This is a genomic window from Phascolarctobacterium succinatutens (assembly GCF_958453765.1).
Lineage (GTDB): Bacteria > Bacillota > Negativicutes > Acidaminococcales > Acidaminococcaceae > Phascolarctobacterium_A > Phascolarctobacterium_A succinatutens_B.
The window spans coordinates 1-22,467 of record NZ_CAUDZA010000033.1 but is presented as its reverse complement, the minus strand read 5'-3'; the positions used below and the strand labels follow the sequence as shown (position 1 = coordinate 22,467).

16 protein-coding genes are annotated in these 22,467 nt (G+C 51.0%); 1 reads left to right on the top strand and 15 read right to left on the bottom strand.

Annotation, left to right across the window (positions count from 1 at the left end; genetic code table 11):
- Nucleotides 1-55: 55 nt before the first annotated feature.
- The 15 genes from tsf to Q7Q81_RS10170 form a co-directional block, all read right to left on the bottom strand.
- Nucleotides 56-934, bottom strand: a complete 879-nt coding sequence (gene tsf / locus Q7Q81_RS10240; RefSeq protein ID WP_009145084.1) for a translation elongation factor Ts — start codon at nt 932-934, stop codon at nt 56-58.
- 40 nt (nt 935-974) lie between these two features.
- The gene (gene rpsB / locus Q7Q81_RS10235; RefSeq protein ID WP_021721143.1) at nt 975-1,712 is read right to left on the bottom strand and encodes a 30S ribosomal protein S2; all 738 of its coding nucleotides are present in this window, start codon (nt 1,710-1,712) and stop codon (nt 975-977) included.
- Nucleotides 1,713-1,911: 199 nt separating this feature from the next.
- Entirely contained in the window at nt 1,912-2,838 is a 927-nt protein-coding gene (locus Q7Q81_RS10230; protein WP_304275880.1) for a calcium/sodium antiporter, read from the bottom strand.
- Nucleotides 2,839-3,044: 206 nt separating this feature from the next.
- Nucleotides 3,045-4,526, bottom strand: coding sequence for a tripartite tricarboxylate transporter permease (locus tag Q7Q81_RS10225; protein ID WP_304275876.1), 1,482 nt, complete (start codon nt 4,524-4,526; stop codon nt 3,045-3,047).
- Between the two features lie 12 nt (nt 4,527-4,538).
- Complete coding sequence (locus Q7Q81_RS10220; protein ID WP_304275874.1) at nt 4,539-5,009, bottom strand: tripartite tricarboxylate transporter TctB family protein; 471 nt, start codon at nt 5,007-5,009, stop codon at nt 4,539-4,541.
- 364 nt (nt 5,010-5,373) lie between these two features.
- Nucleotides 5,374-6,624, bottom strand: coding sequence for an aminotransferase class I/II-fold pyridoxal phosphate-dependent enzyme (locus tag Q7Q81_RS10215; RefSeq protein WP_246869362.1), 1,251 nt, complete (start codon nt 6,622-6,624; stop codon nt 5,374-5,376).
- A gap of 39 nt (nt 6,625-6,663) precedes the next feature.
- Nucleotides 6,664-8,496, bottom strand: coding sequence for a GTPase HflX (gene hflX / locus Q7Q81_RS10210; protein WP_304275872.1), 1,833 nt, complete (start codon nt 8,494-8,496; stop codon nt 6,664-6,666).
- A 146-nt stretch (nt 8,497-8,642) separates the two neighbouring features.
- Nucleotides 8,643-10,232 carry a DEAD/DEAH box helicase gene (locus Q7Q81_RS10205; RefSeq protein WP_304097316.1) on the bottom strand — a complete coding sequence of 530 codons (1,590 nt, stop codon included), beginning with the start codon at nt 10,230-10,232 and terminating at the stop codon, nt 8,643-8,645.
- Nucleotides 10,232-11,494: a competence/damage-inducible protein A gene (locus Q7Q81_RS10200; protein WP_304275869.1), complete on the bottom strand. Its 1,263-nt coding sequence runs from the start codon at nt 11,492-11,494 to the stop codon at nt 10,232-10,234. The genes Q7Q81_RS10205 and Q7Q81_RS10200 overlap by 1 nt, the downstream gene beginning before the upstream one ends.
- Nucleotides 11,495-11,541: 47 nt before the next feature.
- Complete coding sequence (gene rimO, locus Q7Q81_RS10195) at nt 11,542-12,867, bottom strand: 30S ribosomal protein S12 methylthiotransferase RimO (RefSeq protein ID WP_304275867.1); 1,326 nt, start codon at nt 12,865-12,867, stop codon at nt 11,542-11,544.
- A 79-nt stretch (nt 12,868-12,946) separates the two neighbouring features.
- On the bottom strand, nt 12,947-13,936 hold the full coding sequence (locus tag Q7Q81_RS10190) for an ABC transporter substrate-binding protein (protein WP_304275864.1): 990 nt from the start codon (nt 13,934-13,936) through the stop codon (nt 12,947-12,949).
- Nucleotides 13,937-13,951: 15 nt separating this feature from the next.
- Nucleotides 13,952-15,901 carry a YgiQ family radical SAM protein gene (locus Q7Q81_RS10185; RefSeq protein WP_304275862.1) on the bottom strand — a complete coding sequence of 650 codons (1,950 nt, stop codon included), beginning with the start codon at nt 15,899-15,901 and terminating at the stop codon, nt 13,952-13,954.
- Nucleotides 15,902-15,922: 21 nt separating this feature from the next.
- Nucleotides 15,923-16,918: a helix-turn-helix domain-containing protein gene (locus Q7Q81_RS10180; protein WP_304275860.1), complete on the bottom strand. Its 996-nt coding sequence runs from the start codon at nt 16,916-16,918 to the stop codon at nt 15,923-15,925.
- 17 nt (nt 16,919-16,935) lie between these two features.
- Nucleotides 16,936-19,503, bottom strand: coding sequence for a DNA translocase FtsK (locus tag Q7Q81_RS10175; protein WP_304275857.1), 2,568 nt, complete (start codon nt 19,501-19,503; stop codon nt 16,936-16,938).
- 108 nt (nt 19,504-19,611) lie between these two features.
- A complete protein-coding gene (locus tag Q7Q81_RS10170; RefSeq protein WP_304275854.1) occupies nt 19,612-21,276 on the bottom strand; it encodes a ribonuclease J in 1,665 nt (554 codons plus the stop codon).
- Nucleotides 21,277-21,794: 518 nt separating this feature from the next.
- On the opposite strand from Q7Q81_RS10170, the gene Q7Q81_RS10165 reads away from it, so the two are divergent.
- Nucleotides 21,795-22,467, top strand: a 673-nt coding sequence (locus tag Q7Q81_RS10165; RefSeq protein ID WP_304275851.1) for an Rpn family recombination-promoting nuclease/putative transposase, incomplete at its 3' end; no start/stop codon positions are given.

The following is a 22,467-nucleotide window of genomic DNA, read 5'->3' as shown; positions in this document are numbered from 1 at the left end:
AGTGTTGGGGTATTGACTTAATCCAAGTCAATACCCCAACACTTATTATAGAACCTTATTTAATTTGAGACATAACCTCTGCAGCGAAGTCCTCTTGTTTCTTTTCGATGCCTTCACCCAGTTGGAAACGGGAGAATGCCAGAACTTCAGCACCTGCAGCTTTTACCAGTTTACCAACAGTTTGGTCCGGATCTTTAACGAACTCTTGGTCAACCAGGCATACTTCTTTGTAGTATTTGTTGATACGGCCCATAACCATCTTCTCGATGATTTTTTCCGGTTTGCCTTCGTTTTTAGCTTGCTCGGACAGAACTTCTTTCTCGTGTTCCAGCTCAGCAGCCGGTACTTGAGAGCGTTCCAGGTAGCTCGGGTTAGCAGCAGCAACATGCATTGCAACGTCTTTACCCAGTTCAGCATTGCCGCCTTTTAATTCAACAACAACGCCGATTTTGCCGCCGCCATGGATGTAAGCAGCAACAACGCCTTCCGGAGCTTCGTACAGAGCGAAACGACGAACGGAAATCTTTTCGCCGATCTTAGCAACGCTAGCGGTTACCAGAGCTTCAACGGTTTGGCCGTCCAGCTCGGAAGCCAGCAGAGCTTCTACGTCAGCCGGTTTGGTAGCTACGATATGAGCAGCAATTTTTTCAACGAGTTCTTTGAAGCCGTCGGTTTTAGCAACAAAGTCGGTTTCGCAGTTAACTTCTACGATTGCACCGATCTTGCCGTCAGCGCTTACGAAAGAGCCAACAACGCCTTCAGCAGCGATGCGGCCGGCTTTTTTAGCAGCAGCAGCCAGACCTTTTTCACGCAGGAAGTCGATTGCTTTGTCCATATCGCCTTCTACAGCGGTCAGTGCTTTTTTGCAGTCCATCATGCCAGCGCCAGTACGCTCGCGCAGTTCTTTAACTAATGCAGCAGTAATTTGAGCCATCAGTTATTCCTCCTCAAAATGTAATATATTAACGTTAGGATTATTCAGCTTCTTCAGTTGCCGGAGCTTCTTCAGCAGCAGCTTCTTCGGTTTGCATACCTTGACGGCCTTCCAGAACAGCGTCAGCCATTTTAGCAGTCAGCAGTTTTACAGCGCGGATAGCGTCGTCGTTTGCAGGGATTACATGATCGATTTCGTCCGGATCGCAGTTGGTGTCAACGGTTGCAACGATAGGAATGTTCAGTTTGTGAGCTTCCAGAACAGCGATGTGCTCTTTGCGGGGGTCAACGATGAACATAGCGCCCGGCAGTTTTTTCATGTCTTTGATACCGCCCAAGTATTTGGTCAGTTTTTCCATTTCATGTTTCAGGCCGATAACTTCTTTCTTCGGCAGCAGGTCGAAGGTGCCGTCAGCTTCCATAGCTTCCAGTTTGCGCAGACGTGCAATACGGGTTTGGATGGTTTTGAAGTTGGTCAGCATGCCGCCCAGCCAACGCTCGTTAACGAAGAACATGTTGCAGCGGGTAGCTTCTTCTTTCATAGCTTCTTGAGCTTGTTTTTTGGTACCAACGAACAGAATGTTTTCGCCAGCAGCAGCAACCTCACGGATGAAGTTGTAAGCTTCGTCAACCTTTTTTACGGTTTTTTGCAGGTCGATGATGTAGATACCGTTACGCTCGGTGAAGATGTACGGAGCCATTTTAGGGTTCCAACGACGGGTTTGGTGACCAAAGTGTACACCAGCTTCAAGTAATTGTTTCATAGAGATAATAGCCATTTTTTGTTTCCTCCTGTTTTTTCCTCCGCAGGAATGGGTTATAATTCTTCTCTACGCGGCAAAACGTAGCAACAGATGAATTTTCCTGCGTGTGTTATTTTTACACCAAAATATTTTACCATAAATTCCGCAAGCAGGCAAGAGATTTTTACTGCTTGCGAAGGGTAAATGTTAAATTTTTTACATTATAGGACTGTGATTACAGAATATACAGCAGATACGCCGCATAGCACACCAGCATCAGCGCACCGGCCCAGCGCTGCAGGCGCTGAGTACGCAGCACGCACAGCCACAGAAGCACTGCCGCACCAAGCGCTACATAGGTATCAAAGTTGAAGGCAGATGCGAAGGGAATGTCGATAATCAGCGAGGACAAGCCTACTACGAAAAGGATATTGAAAATGTTGCTGCCGACGATATTACCGATGGCAATATCTGCGTTACCGCGGCGTGCCGCCGCTACAGAGGTGAACAGCTCCGGCAACGAGGTGCCCAAAGCCACAATCGTCAGGCCGATAAAGCGCTCGCTGAGTCCTGCATAGGTTGCAATAGAGGTTGCTGCACCTACGGTAACATTACTGCCCGCAATAATCAGCGCCAAGCCGCCAACTGCACCCAAAAGGCAGCGTCCCAGCGGCAAACCGGGCTCTTCCAGATCACTGTCGACATTGCTCTTCATCGCCATGGTGTACAGATACATCATATATGCGGCAAAGGCTACCATGAGCACACCGCCGTCAGCCAGACTGATGCTGCCGTCGCGTCCCTGATAAAACAGCAGTGCGGTAACACCGATCATGAAGGGGATTTCGATGCGTACGGTAGAACGCGCTACCGCAATCGGCACAATAGAAGCCGCAAGGCCTAAAATAACAAGTATGTTAAGAATATTACTGCCGACGATATTACCGATAGTAATATCCGCATTACCCTTAACTGCAGCAGCGATACTTACCGCTGCCTCCGGTGCGCTCGTGCCCATCGCCACGATAGTAAGGCCGATTACCAGCTGCGGAATGCCGAAGCGCATGGCAATACCTGCTGCACCCTCTACAAACCAATCCGCACCCTTGCCTAGCATCACAAAACCTAAGGCCAACAAAACAAACTGTAAAGCTATTTCCATTTTCTTCCTCCTTGATTTGCAGCCGTCCCTAAAAACAAAAAAGCGAGACATTGCTGCAATAAAATTACAACAAAGTCTCGCTACTTAGTCACAAAGCCGGATTGCCGAAGCAATCGTACTGACGACAGAGTGAACACGCCATGCGTGCAAGCTACTCCCTTTATATGCTTAGTTTAGCCAAACGCAGGGAGTTTGTCAAGTAAAATTTAACTTCTTTTGAACAGCTTGCTGAAAAGCGGCGAAAGCAGTGATAAAAGAGCTGCCACCAGGAAGAACAGGCACAGCGGGCGCTGGAAGAAAATAGCAAAGCTGCCGTCACTCATAATCAGCGAGCCGACAAAGTTCTGCTCTGCCATACCGCCGAGGATAATGCCGATGATAATCGCCGACATGGAAAAGCCCAGCTTATTCATAAAATAACCCAGGAAACCGCTTGCCACCATCAGATAAACATCGTTCAGCGAATTATTGTAGGAATAAGTTCCCACGAAGGTCATCATCACGATAATCGGCAGCAGAATATGCACAGGCACGTTAACAACCTTCATAAAAAGTCTGATTAACGAAAAGCCCATGATACCCATAATCACATTAGCTAAAAGCAGACCGATGAAGATAGCGTAAACATCAGGCGCCTTCTCCACAAAGAGCAAGGGACCGGGCTGCAGACCCTGAACCATCAGCGCGCCCATCATGATTGCCGTTGCGCCGTCGCCGGGGATACCCAGCGTCAGCACGGGAATGAAGGCACCGCCGGATACAGCGTTGTTGCCTGCCTCGGAGGCTACAATGCCCTCGGGTTCACCGTTGCCGAAGTTCTTGCTGTGCTTAGACCAGCGTTTCGCCTGATCATAAGATACAAAAGAAGCAATATCGCCGCCAGTACCGGGCACACAGCCGATGAAGGTACCGATGAAGGAGGAACGCAAAAGCGTGCTGAACACTCTCTTGATATCATCAAACGAAGGCAGCAGACGGTCAAGCATCATATGCTGCTCCTTGCGTTCATTGTGATAATAATCCTCAATACTGCTCAACACCTGCGCAAAGGCGAACACGCCGATAAGCACAGGGATAAAGGATACGCCGCCCATAAAATAGTTGGTATCCAGGGTGAAGCGGATAGCGCCGCTCATACCGTCAATGCCGACTGTTGCCAGGAACAGGCCGATGAGGCCGCCCATAATACCCTTGATAACACTGCCGGAGGAAACACTCGTAATAATGCTGAGGCCGAAAATAGCCAGAGCAAAATATTCCGGCTTGGAAAACTGCAGTGCAACCTTCGCCAGCTGCGGTGCCAGCAAAATCAGGCAGATGGTACTGAAAATACCGCCGAAGGTGCTGGCCAAAGTGGAAAGACCGAGAGCACGTCCGGGCTGCCCCAGCTTCGTCGCCATCGGATAGCCGTCCAGAGTAGTCGCTACGGAAGCAGGCGTACCCGGAGTTTTCAACAGGATTGCCGAAATACTGCCGCCGTAAATCGCACCGCAGTAAATGCCCAGCAGCATCAGAATGCCGCCGATACCATGGAACGTAAAGGCCAGCGGAAACAGCAGCGCCAGGCCCATGTTAACACTCAGGCCCGGCATGCAGCCGAAGGCAATGCCCACCAGCACGCCGAAGAAAAGTCCCAGCAGATTCATGGGGACGAAAATCATATTTAATGCGCTCATTATATCAACCATCAGTATGACCTCCTACTCCATGAATACAGATTGCGGCATCTGCGTATGCAGCAGTATGCCGAAAACAAGATAAATAAACAGCAGACACAGCACCGTTGTCAGGCCGATTACCTTATAATTGCGATAATCCATAAGACGCATAACAGCCGGAATCATAATTGCCGCTGCCGGATAAAAGCCAAGAATGCTGATGAGCGCACAGAACAAAACGACAAAACCCATCATTAAATAAACGCGCTTGTTGCCTGTCGAAGAAAGCTGCACCTTCACGCCATGTAAATCAGCTTTATTGACAAAGGTATAAAGCAGCAGCAAAACCGAAACAGCGCCCAGCACTGCACCCAGCGTAAAAGGCCAGAAGCCCGGACCGGGGCCGTTCTCCGTAAACTCCAGCGGAAAAGCTACAGCCGCCTGCATAATCAGACCGCCGATAACCGCGCCCAGCACGCCCACTATATAATTACATACTGCCATGTTATTCATATAAATCATCCTTAAACAACTCCGCCATCAAAATTGACGTCAATTCGATGCCAGACTAAATTGAGTAACTGAAATTTTATTGCAAAGCTAAGAGCAAACTACATTGAGTAACTGAACTCTTATTGCAAAGCTAAGAGCAAGCTACATTGAGTAATTAACATCTCATGCAGAGAAATAATAATTGCAGCGAGTAAGTGTTTGGAACCACCGAAGGGCCGAAACTGTCTGAGCGCTATGCAAGCTAATATTGCATAATTTTTTAGCTTAGCGCGAGTTTTTCGGCACTTCGTCTTGGTTCCACACGAAACGAGCGCCCGCAATTCTTTTGAACGGAATGAGATTTAATTACGAATCTTTAACTTATTTACGCCTCTTTAGGCCCAACACGCTTAGCCGCCGCCATAATCGCCAAACGACCATGCTCAAAAGTCAAACCGCCCTGGAAGAAAACATTAAACGGCTCACGGCACGGACCATCAGCGCTCAGCTCAATAGAAGCGCCCTGTACAAAGGTACCCGCAGCCATAATAATCTCATCCTGATAACCCGGCAGCGGACTCGGAACCGGCTCAACGTGCGCATCAACAGGAGAATTGCCCTGAATAGCAACGCAGAAATCGCACAGACGCTGCTTGCTTTCCAAGGTAATAGCCTGAATAATATCGCTGCGGCGTTCCTCCGGCAACGGCTTAACAGCATAGCCAAGGCCCTTGAAAACAGCAGCCGCAAAAACAGCAGTCTTAACAGCCTGCACCACGATATGCGGAGCCAGGAAAAGTCCCTGATAGAACTCGCGAGCAGTGTCACCCAAGGTTGCGCCCATCTCGCCGCCCAGACCGGGAGCGGTCAGACGGTAGGAAGCGTTCTCTACCAAATCCGCACGGCCGACAATATAACCGCCGGTCGGAGCCAAGCCGCCGCCCAGATTCTTAATCAGAGAGCCTGCCATCAAGTCAGCGCCAACCTCGGTAGGCTCCTGCTTTTCGATAAACTCGCCGTAGCAGTTATCAACAAAGCAGATAACATTCGGATTAGCTTCCTTTGCAGCACTGCAGATACGGCCGATTTCAGCAACGTCAATAGTCTTACGTTCGCTGCTGTAGCCGCAGGAGCGTTGAATATGAATCATCGTAGTCTTGGAGGTAACAGCATTTTTTACAGCCTCCAGGTCAACATGATCGCCGGTCATCGGCAGCTCCTTGTAAGTTACGCCCAAGTCAACCAAAGAGCCGGGAGTTTTAACCGGAGAGCCGATAATAGTCTGCATAGTGTCATAAGGAGCACCGGTTACGGCAATCAGCTCATCGCCTGCGCGCAGGTTGCCCAGCAGAGCAACTGCCAGCGCATGAGTGCCGCTGACGAACTGAGAACGTACCAATGCTGCCTCAGTCTTGAACAGCTCGGCATAGATCAAATCCAGAGTATCGCGGCCCACATCACTGTAGCCATAGCCTGTAGTAGGCTTCAAGTAGTAGTCGGAAACCATGTTATTACGGAAGGCCGCAATAACCTTTTCAGTATTGTACAAAGCTGCTGCTTCCAGCTCTGCGGTATGTTTAGCAACCTCAGCTAAGGCTGCCTGCTCTAATGCATTGTAATCAACCAAAATTCTCACCTGATATTTTTATATTTTTTGGCATTGCGCCAATTCATCCTAAGCCTTGGCATCTGCAGCAAGATACTTGGCAAACTGCTGCACCTGCTCCGCGTCCAGACGCACCTTCAGCAGTGTGCCCTCCGCCAGATATTCCTGCTCCAGTACCGTGCCTGCATCATGCAAGCGTCCTACCGCAGCGGAATCGCTGTAAGGCACGAGGAAGCTCTCCTCTACCGCCTTCAGCTTCAGGTTTTCTGCAATCAGCGCCAGCAGGCCGTCAAGATTATAACGTCCCTTTGCGGAAATGCAGATGCTGTTTTCTTCCTTGGCCAAACGCTCTGCCAGACCGGAATCCGGCGGCAGCTTATCAATTTTGTTATAAACCGTGATAATCGTTTTATCCTTGGCACCCAGCTCATCCAGAACCTGATAAACAGCAGCAGCCTGCTCCTTATACAGCTCGTGGCTGACATCAATAACGTGCAGCAGCACGTCGGACTGCACAACCTCCTCCAGCGTAGACTGGAAGGCTGCAACCAGCTGATGCGGCAGGCGTTGGATAAAGCCGACAGTATCCGTCAAAATAGCCTGCTGCTTATTCGGCAGGTCTAACTGGCGCGTAGTCGGGTCCAACGTTGCGAAAAGCTGGTCCTGCGCGTAGATATCAGAATTAGTCAGCGTATTTAAAAGTGTTGATTTGCCGGCGTTGGTATAGCCAACAAGGCTTACCGTAGGCACACTTGCCTTCGCACGTCCGGCCCTGTGCAGAGTGCGCACACTCTTAACCTTGCCGATGCATTCCTTGATATAGGCAATGCGGTCGCGGATGCGACGGCGGTCAACCTCCAGCTTAGTTTCGCCGGGACCGCGGGTACCGATGCCACCGCCAAGACGCGACAGCGCCAGGCCCTTGCCCATAATGCGCGGCAACGTATATTGCAGCTGCGCCAGCTCAACCTGCAGCTTGCCTTCATTAGTATGCGCACGCTGAGCGAAAATATCAAGAATCAGCGCCGTGCGGTCAAGCACACGCACACCCATTGACTGCTCAATGTTACGCTGCTGTGCCGGCGAAAGCTCATCGTCAAAAATGCACAGGTCTACGTTCTCCTGCTGCACATATAGCGCCAGCTCCTGCACCTTGCCGCGGCCGATAAAGAACGCCGGGTCCGGCTTGGGGCGCTTCTGCAGGAAGCGTGCCACAACCTCCGCACCGGCAGTATCTGCCAGCTGCTTCAGCTCCTCCAAAGAATCCTCGGCCGTCCAGCCGCTGCTGTTGGGGGCACCGTATTCCATGCCCACGATAATCGCCCGCTCTGTTCCCTGCGCCAGACTGGCACTGCCCGTCTGCTTATCAAGGATACGCTCCACCATCGCCGCCAGATTTGGGAAGAACACTCCCTCCGCCTCCTGCAGCGTCAGCGGTCCGTAGCATTCCACCTGATATTGCTCGTTATCGTCAATACCGGTAATCATGCCGAAGCTCATCTGCGACTGGCTGATATCCGGCGAAGTAACGCCGACAGCAATCATCGCATCAAAGCGGTTATTCTTCAGTGCGGAAATATCCACACCACTGAGCAGCGGATTGCCGTTGGGATGAGTATGCACGCAGCGAACACCGCTAAGACGGCTGGCACCGCGTCTGCCCTCAACTGGAGGCAGCTCCACACTCTGATCATTGCCCACCGATACGGCAAGAACCTGACCGTTGCGCGCAACGTAAACGCTCACCTCGCGGTTAATAAAATCAGTAACATCCGCCATACGCAAAGCCAGCTCGCTTGTCAGCAGCTGACCGCCCTCCAGACGGATATCATAAAAAGTTTTTAATTCTTCAATAACGGAATTACGGATACCCTTCAGGTTGCCGTAAATTTCATTCGCCATGGGTAATCACCTCCAATAATTGGGGATGTATGCGTCAGCGACTAGAGGAGAATGCGTCAGATGCAAGGAATGGCGACGACGGCGTACATATTCGTACTCCTAGGAGCCATGACGATGCAGATGACGCATTATACTCGGTCGCCCTATTATCTTCTTGCCTTCGCCGGCTCAATATTAACCTTATACCCCTTGATAAAGTTCTTGTTCATCGCACCGATAACCTTTTCGGCTACATCCTCCGGTACTTCAACAAAGGTGAACTTATCATAGATATTAATCAGGCCGATATCACGTGCCGGAATGTCTGCCTCAATAGCAATTGTGCTGACAATATCCTTAACCATAATCTTCTGGCTGCGGCCAATGTTGATGAACAGGCGCACCATGCCGGGACGGCCGCCGGTGTTGCGCAGATCCTTAGAGAGGATATCCTCCTGCGGAGCCTCCAGAGCCTTAATGCCCTCCTGCATCAGCTTCAGAGCTGCGGCAGCAACCTCTTCGGCGCTGTAATCATCCAGCAGGCTTTCGGCAATCGGCATATAGTCATGGTAAGCGTTCAGCTCCAGCACAGTCTGCATCTTGCTGATAATCTGGTCGCGCTGACGCTCGATAACGTTAGCAGCGGTCGGCAGCTGACGGCGTTGGATTTTAGTCTTGACGGTACGCTCAATCAGCTTCAGCTGACGGAACTCACGCGGAGTGATGAAGGTCATAGCTACGCCGGTGTTGCCTGCACGGCCGGTACGGCCGATGCGGTGAACGTAGCTTTCCGGATCCTGCGGAATATCAAAGTTGATAACGTGGGTAATGTTGTCAACGTCGATACCGCGGGCAGCAACGTCGGTAGCAATCAGTACATCAACAGCACCCTCGCGGAATTTCTTCATTACGCGGTCACGCTGGTTCTGGCTCAGGTCACCATGCAGGCCCTCAGCCATGTAGCCACGGCTGGAAAGTGCGATAGACAGGTCGTCAACACCTTTTTTAGTACGGCAGAAGATAATCAGCTTGCCGTCGATTTCTGCGTCCAGCAGACGGCACAGGCCTTCAATCTTATCCTTGGTTTCGAAATAGTATTGCTCAATCAGAGGTACAGTCAGCTCTTCCTTGGAAATAGTTACATTCTTCGGCGCCTTCATGTACTTCTTTGTCAGGCTCAGAATCGGACGGGGCATAGTTGCGGAGAACAGCAGAGTCTGACGTTCAACCGGCAGGCTGCGCATAATTTCTTCGATATCATCAACAAAGCCCATATCCAGCATTTCGTCAGCCTCGTCCAGTACGAGGAATTTGATATGGTCCAGATGGATAGTACCGCGGTTGATATGGTCAATCAGACGGCCCGGGGTACCGATAACAATCTGCACATTGTTGCGCAGCGCACGGATCTGGCGTTCAATCGGCTGGCCGCCGTAAACAGGCAGTGCACGCACGCGGCGTGTACGGCCGATTTTGCCTACCTCTTCCGCAACCTGAATAGCCAGCTCACGGGTCGGAGTCATAATCAGCGCCTGAATATGCTTGAAGTCGGTAATTGCCTGCACCAGAGGAATACCGAAAGCAGCGGTTTTGCCGGTACCGGTCTGTGCCTGGCCTATAACGTCGTTACCCTCGAGCACCAGGGGAATAGTAGCGGCCTGAATCGGAGAAGGCTCTTCGAAGCCCATGTCAGTCAGGGCGGTTACAATTTTTTTGTCCAGCTCTAAGTTGCCGAACATCTCTTTTTGAATGGTCATTAATGTTTATCCTCCATATTGTTTTTTTCTTCTAATAATTTATCAATAGCCATGGAAATAGCTGTCTGAGCTATTCTCAGCTTATTTTCTGTTCTTGTAGACATAAAACGGTGCTCCTGACAATATACCACGTCGTCAGTAGCAACGGCAATATATACAAGGCCTACCGGCTTGCCCTCACTGGCTCCCGGTCCGGCGTTGCCCGTAATGCTCACACCGTAATCGCTTCCCAGCTGCTTGCGCACGCCCAACGCCATTTCGCAGGCGGTTTCGCGGCTGACAGCACCGTATTTGGCCAGCGTATCTGCCTGCACATTAAGCAGCTTCTGCTTAGCCATGTTAGTGTAGCTGACGATGCTTCCCAGCAGATATTCGCTGCTGCCCGGCACATCCGTAACCAGGCTGCTGGCAAGACCGCCGCTGCAGGATTCCGCAAAGGCAATAGTTTTGCCCTGCTTCAGCAGCTCCTGCCCTAAGCAGGCCGCCAGAGTGGCATCATCCACACCGTATATATAATTATCAACGCTCTTGCGTACCTTGGCTTCCATAGCGTCGAGCATTACGGCTGCCTTCTTGTCATTGGCAGCCTTCGCTGTAAGCCTGATGAGAATTTCACCGTAGCGGGCATAAAGCGCAATCGTAGGATTCGTCTGCGCCATAATCAGCTCGTCGAGCTTGGATGCTACCATGGATTCGCCGATACCGCGCAGATGCAGAGTGCGCGACATGATAATGCCGTGCTCGCTGAAGCGCTGCAGCATTCGCGGCAGCAGCTGCTTTTCGCACACATCCGTAAGCTCGCTCGGAGGTCCTGGCAGCATAATGAAGATTTTATCCTTATATTCCAGCCACAGTCCGGGAGCGGTACCCACATCGTTCTGCAGTACCTCGGCCCCGATAGGCACATACGCCTGCTTTTCGTTATTTTGCGAGGGGCAAAGTCCCTTCTTGGCAAAATATGCATCTATGCGTCCCCATGTATCCAAATCGAGATAGCCTTCGGTATGACATACCTCCATCACCATCTCCTTGGTAATATCACCGCGCGTCGGCCCCAAGCCGCCGCTGGTAATGATGATATCGGCGCGCTGCATGGCCTGCTCCAGCACTGCGCGCATACGCTCCGGATTATCTCCGACCGTAGTTTGATATAAAACATCAAAGCCTATATTATTCAGCTTGCGGGATAAATACTGCACATTGGTGTTTAAAATTTCACCCAGCAGCAGCTCCGTCCCGGTAGTAATGATTTCAACCTTCATCTGCTGTCACCCTCTCACCGGTTATTTTGACTCTTACAGCAACGCTCTTAAACCAGCTCTGCCACCATTTCATAGGTAAAGCCTTGCAGAATACGCACTCTTACCATCTGGCCTACCTCCAGCTCGGCGGCATTTTCGATAAAGATGTTGCCGTCGATATCGGGTGCCTCGTGATAGGAACGTCCTACCGCAAGAGCGGGGTTTTCTTCATCAAAGCCTTCGACGATAACGTCCAGCTCCTCATCCTCGCGCTCCTGATGGATTTCTTCGGAAATACCTGCCTGCAGCGCCATCAGCTCATGATAGCGGTTTTCCTTAACCTCAGGCTCAATCTGGTTTTCCATAGCGCCGGCCACAGTGCCCTCCTCTTGGGAATACTGGAACACGCCTGCGTTTTCAAAGCGCTGCTTTTCAACAAAGTCCATCAGTTCCGCAAAATCCTCGTCGGTTTCACCGGGGAAGCCCACGATAAAGGTAGTGCGGATAGTAATTCCCGGAATACGCTCACGCAGCTTGGCAAGAAGCTCCTCTACCTGCGCGCGTGTATCATAGCGGTTCATACTTTCGAGCAGTCTGTCGCTGGCATGCTGCAGAGGAATATCAATATACTTGCACACCTTGTCGCATTCGGCGAAGGCTGCAATCAATTCATCCGTAAAGTTGTTGGGATACAGGTACATAACGCGAATCCACTCAATGCCCTCCAGCTCGTTGAGATCACGCAAAAGCTGCGGTAAAAGCAGCTTGCCGGTGATGTCCTCGCCGTAGCGGGTGGTGTCCTGCGCCACGACAATCAGCTCCTTGGTGCCGTGAGCAGCAAGGCTTCTTGCCTCTGCCATAACCTCATCATAAGGACGGCTGGTGTAGGGACCGCGCAGCTGCGGAATAATGCAGTAGGAGCAGCAGTTGTCGCAGCCCTCGGCAATTTTCAGATACGCCATGTAATCAGGCGTAGTCAGCATTCTGGGCGGAGCCTGCACATTTTTGCTTTCCAGCTTCTGCAAATGCTTTACGCGCTTGCCTGCCAGCACCTGGTCGATAACCCAACCGATATCGGTGAAGCTGTCGGTGCCGACGATAGCGTCAACCTCAGGCATGCTTTCGAAAAGCTCGTCTGCATAACGCTGGCCGAGGCAGCCTGTCATAATCAGATACTTGCAGCTGCCCTCCTCCTTGTATTGCGCCATTTGTAAAATTGTGCTGATGGATTCCTCCTTCGCACTTTCGATAAAACCGCAGGTATTAACAATAATCAGTTCGGCATCTGCGGGATCATTGGTAATCTCCAGCTGCTTATCCTTGATAATACCCAGCATAACTTCAGAATCTACCAGATTTTTGGGACAGCCGAGGCTGACCATACCTATTTTCATTCTTTACCTCCAAAACCTGCTGCCCTCACCCAAGCTGTCGGGACAGCAAGCAAGAGCATAAATCACTATAATCTAATCACTATTTACTGAATCTTACCTTACTCAGCCACTTATTCGTCAGTCCGTCCTGCTTATCAGGCTCAAGATAGCTGCTGTTAAGCCAGATTTTATCTGCATCGGCAGCAGCCTCGTCAAAGCCACGCGGAAAGATGAACATGTAGCCTGTAGCGTTTTCCTGCGCTATCGCCTGCACCTGCTCGCTTGTCAAAAGCCATTCCATAACCGCAAGGCCCTGCAAATCATCGGCAGTGTTCTTAAAGAGGCCTACGCAGAAAAGATTTACCGGCGTACCCTCCTTAGGATAGACAACATAAGCGGGAAATTTATTTTCCAGATATTTAAAAACGTAGCTTTGTCTTGTTATGGCCACATCCGCATCACCTACCGCCGCCATGCGCACAGGTGTAAAGGGAAACTTGGCATATTGCCCGATAAAGCGATTGATATTGCCTAAATACTCCAGCGATTCATCCTCGCCGAAGCGATCTGCCAGACCTGCCAAAAAGTTTTGCGTGCTGTTGCTGTCGGATAAATTTTCCAGAGCAATGCGCAGCTGCTCTTTTCCTGCCAAATCCTGCCAGCTGCAGATATTGGCCTGACCGACAGTACGTGCATACTGCTGGTTGACCAGAAAAACTATCGGATCATAGAAAACGCCGTACCAGCTTAAATCTGCGTCACGGAATTTCTGCGGCAGTCTGTCGCCATCGGCAAAGGCCACAGGCTTCAGGCGTCCCTGACGCTTCAGGCCGGCAAGCGTGCGCTGTTCGGCCAGCACAACGTCCGGCAGCTCCCCGCCGGGCTTCAGCTCGTAAACAGCCTTCAGCTGCAGCTTAGCCTTATTATCCTTGTTAAAGGCATCCACCAGATTTTCAGTAAATTTATTATCAAGCTCGGAATACAGGATAACGGTTTTTGCCCCTGCGTTCTGTACAGGAGCAGGCTGCTCACCACAGCCTCCCGTCAGTATTCCGGCCAATATCAGCACTAAAAAGATACAACGGATCATCTCATCCCTCCGTTACTATCTGCGGCGCTTATCCTCACGCCTTTTTCCACCGGTACTGCCTGAAGCGGTACTGCGCGTTGCCTTACGCGCTCCACTGACCGCAGCACTGCGGGTTGCATTACGCTTCGGTCCGCGAGATGCATCACGCTTCGCGCCACGCGCTCCGCCGCGCTGCTCCTGCTCCGTATGCAGCAAACATTTAGGTCCGCTGCCCACAAGGTCCATACGGCCTGCCTTCTGCAGTGCCTCCAGCACCAGCTTGCGGTTACGCGGAGCACGGTACTGCATCAGCGCACGCTGCATTGCCTTATCATGCGGATTGCGGGCCACAAATACGGTTTCGCCGCTTTCCGGGTCGATGCCGGAATAATACATCGCCGTCGCCGCACTGCCGGGAGTAGGAATGAAGTCCTGCACCTGCTCCGGATTGTGCTTGATGTCACGCAAAAACTCTGCCAGCTCAATGGCATTGTTCAGCGTGCAGCCAGGATGGCTGGAAATAAAGTACGGCACCAGATATTGCGGCAGGCCGATTTCCTTATTTTTTTGCGCATAAAGGCGCATAAACTTCAGATAAACTTCCTTGCCGGGCTTGCCCATACGCGCCAGAACCTGCGGTGCGATATGCTCGGGCGCCACCTTCAACAGACCGCTGATGTGATAGCGGCACAGTTCATCCAGGAAATCCTGCTTTTTATCCGCCAGCATATAATCATAACGGATACCGCTGCGGATAAACACCTTCTTGACGCCCGGTAAAGCGCGCAGCTTGCGCAGCAGTGCTATATAATCGCTGTGGTCGGCATCAATATTGGGACACGGCTTGGGGAACAGGCACTGTCTATCCTTGCACACGCCGTATTTCAGCTGCTTGGCACAGGAAGGATGGCGGAAGTTAGCCGTAGGGCCGCCGACGTCATGGATATAGCCCTTGAAGCCGTCAAGCTGTGTCAGAATTTTAGCTTCGCGCAGAATAGATTCATGGCTGCGCGCCTGAATGATGCGTCCCTGATGAGCATGAATAGCGCAGAAGGAACAGCTGCCGAAGCAGCCTCTGCTGCTGACAAGGCTGAACTGTACCTCCTCCAGCGCCGCTACGCCGCCCTTGGCATCGTAGCTCGGATGCCACTTACGCATATAGGGCAAATCATAGATAGCGTCCATCTCCTCCATCGTCAGCGGGAAGATGTTCGGATTCTGCACAATATATTTCTTCTGTCCCTTTTGGACTACGATTTTGCCATAAAACGGGTCCTGCTCCTTGCTCTGCAGCTTGAAGGCTTTGGCAAATTCCTTGCGGTCGTCCTTGATAGCCTTCCAGTCGGGAAGCTCCACATATTCCTCGTCAGGCAGAGTGTCGGACATATAGGCCGTACCGCGGATATAATGCATATCCTCGGCGCTGGCACCGCCTGCCAGATAATCGGCAATTTCCACTACCTGCTTTTCACCCATGCCGTAAACAAGAAGGTCCGCACCGCTGGCCTCCAGAATAGAAGGCATCAGCTTGTTTTCCCAGTAGTCGAAATGCACAAAACGGCGCAGGCTGGCTTCAATGCCGCCGATAATTACAGGCATATCGGGCCACAGCTTTTTGACGAGCTGCGCATAAACAGCCGTAGCATGGTCGGGACGCTGTCCCACCGCGCCGCCTGCGGTATATTTGTCGACAGAACGCTCATTCTTGGCTGCCGTATAACGGCACAGCATGGAGTCAAGGTTGCCGCCGGAAATAAGCACGCCCAGTCGCGGCTTGCCCAGCTCTGCCAGATATTCTGCTTTATCCCAACGCGGCTGGCACAGCAAAGCTACCTTGTAGCCCTGCGCCTCCAGCACACGGCAGATTACTGCCGGACCGAAGGAGGGGTGGTCTACATAAGCATCGCCGCTGATAAACAGAAAGTCAAGCTGCTCCCAGCCACGCTCGGCTATTTCCTGAGCGGAAATCGGTAAAAACTGTTTCATTAAAAACTCCTGAACAAATTATTATTTCTTCTTATCGGCCTTCGCTTCGCCGGCAGCCTGTGGCTGCTGCGGCTCAGCCGGCTTAACCTCAGCCTGCGGCTTCGGTTCCTCTGCCTTCGGCGCAGGTGCGGCTGCTGCCGGCTGCGGCGCTTCCTCTACTGCGGCAGCAGGTGCGGCCTTGGCTTCTGGTTCGGGCTGCTGTGCAGCCTCCTCTGCCTTAGCTGCGGCTGCAGGCTGTGAGGGAGCGTTACGCAGATAGGTCTTGACAGCAACGCCATGCTCGCCCTTCAGGTCAACAGCCTCGCCGTTCACCTTAATGCGCACAACGCCGATGTTGCCATACTTGACAATCAGCTTATCCTTAGCCTCGAAATGCTTGCTTTCCTTAGCATGCAGAATGCCGGCAAAAAGCTCCTTGCCGTCGGCACTTGCCTCCAGCCAGCAGTCACCCTCGGCCTCCAGGTCAACGGTAACCTTATCCAGCACTGCAGGTGCTTTAGCTTCAGGCTTAACCTGCTCGGTCTGCTTTGCCTCTTCCTTAGGCATATTTTTAAAATAGTTAATCGTAGCGGGAATAGCAAAATAGCCTGCCGTGAGCACCGCTACCGCTGCTAAGCCTGCCAGGCACTGCTTCATCGGCAGTTTCGGCAAACCCGGCATTTCAAAGCGGCCTGTACCGCTGCCGATATCACGCTTATCCTTCAGCTGGATGTTGAGGCGGACCTTTTCCACCTCACGGATACCCTGGCTGCGTACAGCCTCTGCTGCCATACCGGCAGCACTTGCTTTATATTCATTAACAAGCTCCGGACCGTTCAGTCCCAGATAATTACCGTAGTTGCGGATTATTCCCTTCAGGAAAACCTCGCCCGGAGTCTTGTCATATTCGTCATTTTCTACAGCCTGCAGATAACGGCTGCGGATACTGGTAGCCTTTTCGGCATCAGCAAGAGAGATACCCTTGGCCAGTCTTGCTTCTTTCAAAATTGCGCCGACAGTCTTTTCCTTATCATCCATTTCGCCTGCACCTCCGCTTATTCACGGCGCAGGAAGCGTTCCTCTGCTTCCTTACGCGACATTATAACCTCTCGTGGCTTGCTGCCTACGGATTGACCGACAATGCCCAGCTCCTCCATGGTATCTACCAGACGCGCCGCACGCGTATAGCCTATGCGGAAGCGTCGCTGCAGCATGGAGCTTGATGCCTGCCCCATGTCCAGCACAAGGCTCAGGGCATCCTCAAAAAGCTCATCCTCCGCAGGCGCATTGGAGCCTGCATCCTCGGCATTATGGCCTTTATTATCACATTCCAGCTCCTGCTCTGTTACCTCTTCGCTGTAATTTACAGGAATGGACTGCTTGATAATGAAATCTACTATTTTATTCAGCTCATCATCGCTGACGAAGGCCCCCTGCACACGCACAGGCTTGTTGTAGCCCATGGGGTAAAAGAGCATATCACCCTTGCCCAGCAGCTTTTCGGCACCGCCCATATCAATAATGGTGCGCGAATCTGTCTGCGAGGATACGGCGAAAGCAATACGTGAAGGAATATTCGCCTTGACGATGCCTGTAATAACATCTACGGACGGACGCTGAGTTGCCAGAATCAGATGGATACCGGCAGCGCGGGCCTTCTGTGCCAGACGCAGGATGGCATCCTCCACATCAACCTTGGCTACCATCATCAGGTCTGACAACTCGTCGATGATGATTACGATATAAGGCATCTTTTCGGCGGCCTGTGCGTTATAGGTTTTGATGTCACGCACACGGCTGTCGGCAAACGCCTTATAACGGCGCTCCATTTCCGCTACCGCCCAGTGCAGCGCGCTGGCTGCCTTTTTCGGCTCGGTGACTACAGGTGTTAAAAGATGCGGAATACCGTTGTAATTAGACAATTCTACGACCTTAGGGTCAACAAGAATCAGTTTAACCTCGTCCGGGGTAGCACGGTACAAAAGGCCGGCGATAATCGTATTGATGCACACCGATTTACCGGAGCCTGTGGAGCCTGCTACCAGAAGGTGCGGCATTTTCGCAAGGTCGGCGGAAATAATATCACCGCTGATATCCTTGCCCAGACCGATGCACAGATGCTCCTTGGCATTACGTACACTGCCTGCCTCCACAACCTCACGGAAGCACACGGGATCGTTCTTCGTATTCGGCGCTTCTATGCCGATGGCGGATTTGCCGGGAATCGGCGCCTCGATACGCACACCGGGCGCAGCCAGACGCAGGGCAATATCATCCGCAAGGTTCACCACCGAGCTTACCTTCACGCCTGCCGCAGGCTCCAGCTCAAAGCGCGTAACCGACGGTCCGCGCGTTACGGCAACAACTCTGGCGCGCACCTTGAAGTCTGCCAAAGTCTGCTCCAGCACCGCACATTGGTCCATGATGTCCTTCTGATAGGTGGACGGGTCGCTGGCCTTCGGCGTATCCAGAAGCTCCAGCGGGGGCAGCTGATAGCTGCTCGCAGCCTGCGCTTCAGGCTCATATGCTGCTGCGGACTGCTGTGCAGGTGCCGCTGCGGCAATTTTATCCGCGCTGTCAAAAATCGTTACGGCCGGCTTCTCCGGTTCAGGCTCAGGCTGCGGCTCTGCCTTAACTGGCGCTGTAAACGCTGCAGCCTCCTCGCGATAGGTATTGCGGATTACGGAAGCAGGACGCTCCGGCTCAAGCTCAGGCTCGGGTTCGGCAGCCGGCGGCTCCGCATCATCCAGAAAGCGGCTGTCCGGCTCGTAATCATCGTCATAATTGATAATCGGTCTTACAATGACCTCGGGTTTAGACTGCTCCCATTCGGGCAGCTGCACCGGGTCACGCTCTATTTCCTCTTTTAAAGGAGATTTTTCGTAAACGCTCTTGTTTTTGGTAAAGCCCAAAATGCTTCTGAAAGCACTTTTCTTCTGCACGCCCTCGTTGAAAGCATCAAATTCGGGGCTGGTATAGTTGCTGATAACGTTATCCGCAGGAGCGGTATGCTGTTGAGGCGCGGCACTCTTGCGCTTGAACACAGCTCTCACCGCAGGCTCCGGATGCACACGCTCCTCCCTCACCTTGTCACCTGGGCGCACCAGCGTAATCTCGTCGGAGGTCAGGTAATCCTGCCACAGCTCCCACCATTTGCGCAGCGGCAGCACCAGACCCAGCAGCCACAGCCAGCCTAAGGCCAGAATGACGTAAACCGTTACATCACCGGCAAAGGAACGCAGCAGCTTCAGCAAAAGGCCGCCTATAAGACCGCCGCCATCCGCTATCAGCGAAGGCTCCAGCTCAGAGCCAACAGGCACAAAAACATGATGAGCTGTGCCTGTAAGGCACAGCGTCACCAAAGTAAAAATTAATGTTCTCTTGTTAAAAACACCAAATTGTCCTTTAAGCAAAGCAAAGGACGCAGCAAAGAAAGCCAAAGGCAGCAGAAAGATACCCTTACCCAGCAGATTCTGCTCCACCAGATAAGCATAATGCATTACGCCGTCCTCAGCCGTCACAAGAAGCGCGGCAGCAAACAGCAGACCCATAAGCAGGCAGACAACGCCGACAGGGCGCGAGTAGCTTCTATTCTGTTGCTTCCTTCTTCTTTCCTTGCGCAAGATAAGACAACTCCTAAAATCGCAGCTGCCGGCAGTCATCCTTTATCAGCTGACTGCTGACAACCGCTCACCAAAAACTAATCACTAATAACTAATCACTGAAAACTATCAAATCTCCATGATAATCGGCAGAATCATCGGACGGCGGCGAGTTCTTTCGAACAGGAAGCGTCCCAGAGAATCACGCACGGTAGACTTGATTGCCGACCATTCGGAAACATTGTTTTCCTCGCAGCGGTCCAGCGCAGCCTGCACCTTGTCGCGTGCTTCATCCATCAGGTCCTCGGCCTCGCGTACATAAACAAAGCCGCGGGAAACGATATCCGGACCGGAAACCACATGGCAGGATTCCTTGTCGATGGTTACAACAACAATCATGATACCGTCCTGAGAAAGCTGACGGCGGTCGCGCAGTACGATGTTGCCTACGTCACCGACACCCAAGCCGTCAACCAGAACCTTGCCTGCAGGCACCTTGCCGTTAATGGTAATGCTGCTCTTGGTCAGCTCGATAACGCTGCCGTTTTCACCGATAACAATATGGTCTGCCGGCATGCCAAGGGATTTAGCCAGGTTAGCATGCTTAACCAAGTGACGGTATTCACCATGCACAGGCATGAAGAAACGCGGACGCACCAGATTGTGCATCATCTTGATTTCCTCCTGGCTGGCATGGCCGGAAACGTGGACGCCGTTGCTCTTTTCGTAGATAACGTCCGCACCCAGCTTGTACAGATGGTCGATAGTACGGGAAACTAGCTTTTCGTTGCCCGGAATCGGTGTAGCAGAAATAATTACTGTATCACCGGGCATAATATCAACCTTTTTATGGTCATTCATAGCCATACGGGTGAGCGCGCTCATCGGCTCGCCCTGACTGCCGGTGGTGATAATAACAACCTTTTCCGGCGTATAGTTATGAGTTTCATCAATATCAATCAAAACGCCCTCGGGAACCTTCAGATAACCCAGCTCCTTAGCGATATTTACAACATTCACCATGCTGCGGCCGATAACTGCTACCTTACGCTCGTACTTCACAGCAGTATCAATAACCTGCTGGATACGATGTACGTTAGAGGAGAAGGTTGCTACTATAATACGGTGCTTAGCATAGCGGAACTCCTCGTCAAAGGTCTGGCCAACCATTTTTTCGCTGGGAGTGAAGCCCGGGCGCTCGGCGTTGGTGCTGTCTGCCAGCAGGCACAGTACACCGCGGTCGCCGTATTCGGCAAATTTATTGAATTCCATAACCTGTCCGTCAACAGGAGTGTGGTCGATTTTGAAGTCACCAGTGTGGATAATAACACCGATAGGAGTAGTAATCGCGATAGCAACAGCGTCGGGAATGCTGTGGTTTACGCGGATGAAATCGAGCTTAAAGGCACCGGCGTTAATCTTGTCACCGGGTTTTACTACGTGCAGGTTTTCGTTACCTACACCGTTTTCCTTCAAGCGGCCTTGTAAAATACCCAGAGTAAGTGCGGTACCATAAACGGGACAATCAATTTGTTTCATAACATAGGGCAGCGCACCGATATGGTCCTCGTGACCATGTGTCAGAAAGATACCCTTAATTTTATCTTTATTCTCAACCAAATATGTAATATCGGGAATAACCAAGTCAATGCCGAGCATATCGTCTTCAGGGAACATCAGGCCTGCATCAATCAGGATCATGTCATCCCCGTAACGGAATACCGTCATATTTTTACCAATTTCGCCCAAACCACCCAGCGGGATTATCTGGACCTTATGTTGAAATTTACCCAAAAAAAATACACCTCCATTTTTTATTTTACATTCTTCCGTACAAATGTAGAAATTGAATTTGATACTGTGTCCGCACACATACTCTCTACTTTATTATACACTAAATATGGGCTATTGACAAATAGTGATACATATTTTTTGTGAAAAGTTTGTTGCCAAACGGATGATTTTTTGGCAGAGGTAAAGCGCATGCAAAAAAGCGGCTGCTGGCAATACGCTCCCTCATCCCCTCCCTTGACATTCCCCCATATTTCAAGTACACTTAAACTAAGTTCTTGAAAACCGCAAGTAAGCATAAGCATCAAGCTCATTTACCTGCGGACAATTAAATAAGCAGTATATCCTGCAGATGCATCTTTTCTGCAGAAGCTTAAGCAAGGCCATTTATTTTTATCTGGTACATTCTAAGAGTAGTACAAACTGACGATTTTTTATCGTCAGGGTACTGCTCTTTTTTGTTTTTGCGCTGCTTATGTATTTTTTACTTTATCTGTGTTAAAATGAAAGGAGAAAAAACCATGCAAGACCTGGCAACAAAATTTGCAAACCTGACAATCCAAAGCGATTTCATCTTCAAGAAGGTTATGTCGCGCAAGCGCATCTGCAAGCATCTGCTGGAGGAGCTGCTGCAGATAGAAATTGCGGATATCAACTATCTGGAGGCAGAAAAGACGCTTGAGCCTGAGTACACCAGCCGCGGCATCCGCCTTGATATCATCGTAGCGGATGATAAAAACACGCATTATAATCTGGAGATGCAGGTGAAAAACAATAAAAATCCCGATACGGACACCTACGTCCTGCCCAAGCGCTCACGCTATTATCAGGCGCTGCTTGATATTGATTTGCTGCAGAAGGGACAGCCTTATGACCTGCTGCCACCGACCTTTATCATTTTTATCTGTGTTTTTGATTTCTTTGAACAGGGTAATTATGTCTATACCTTTAAAAAGCACTGTCTGGAGAATCGGGAGTTGGAGCTTACAGATGAAGCGACTACTATGCTGTTGAATACTAAGGGTACGCATGGCGATATTTCTAAAGACATCAAGAGCTTTTATGATTATGTAAACAACCACATTGTAACTACTGATTTTACCAAACAGATAGATGATGAAATCAGCTATCTCAAATTAGATACGAAAGTGAGGCGAGAATTTATGCTTATGGAAGCACGTTTATTAGATGAAA

Coding starts and splice junctions, on each gene's coding strand:
- Q7Q81_RS10225 (WP_304275876.1), bottom strand. CDS start 4,526: ATGGTTGATATAATGAGCGCATTAAATATGATTTTCGTCCCCATGAAT.
- Q7Q81_RS10185 (WP_304275862.1), bottom strand. CDS start 15,901: ATGAAACAGTTTTTACCGATTTCCGCTCAGGAAATAGCCGAGCGTGGC.
- rpsB (WP_021721143.1), bottom strand. CDS start 1,712: ATGGCTATTATCTCTATGAAACAATTACTTGAAGCTGGTGTACACTTT.
- Q7Q81_RS10205 (WP_304097316.1), bottom strand. CDS start 10,232: ATGACCATTCAAAAAGAGATGTTCGGCAACTTAGAGCTGGACAAAAAA.
- Q7Q81_RS10230 (WP_304275880.1), bottom strand. CDS start 2,838: ATGGAAATAGCTTTACAGTTTGTTTTGTTGGCCTTAGGTTTTGTGATG.
- Q7Q81_RS10220 (WP_304275874.1), bottom strand. CDS start 5,009: ATGAATAACATGGCAGTATGTAATTATATAGTGGGCGTGCTGGGCGCG.
- Q7Q81_RS10180 (WP_304275860.1), bottom strand. CDS start 16,918: ATGGATGATAAGGAAAAGACTGTCGGCGCAATTTTGAAAGAAGCAAGA.
- rimO (WP_304275867.1), bottom strand. CDS start 12,867: ATGAAAATAGGTATGGTCAGCCTCGGCTGTCCCAAAAATCTGGTAGAT.
- tsf (WP_009145084.1), bottom strand. CDS start 934: ATGGCTCAAATTACTGCTGCATTAGTTAAAGAACTGCGCGAGCGTACT.
- Q7Q81_RS10190 (WP_304275864.1), bottom strand. CDS start 13,936: ATGATCCGTTGTATCTTTTTAGTGCTGATATTGGCCGGAATACTGACG.
- Q7Q81_RS10200 (WP_304275869.1), bottom strand. CDS start 11,494: ATGAAGGTTGAAATCATTACTACCGGGACGGAGCTGCTGCTGGGTGAA.
- hflX (WP_304275872.1), bottom strand. CDS start 8,496: ATGGCGAATGAAATTTACGGCAACCTGAAGGGTATCCGTAATTCCGTT.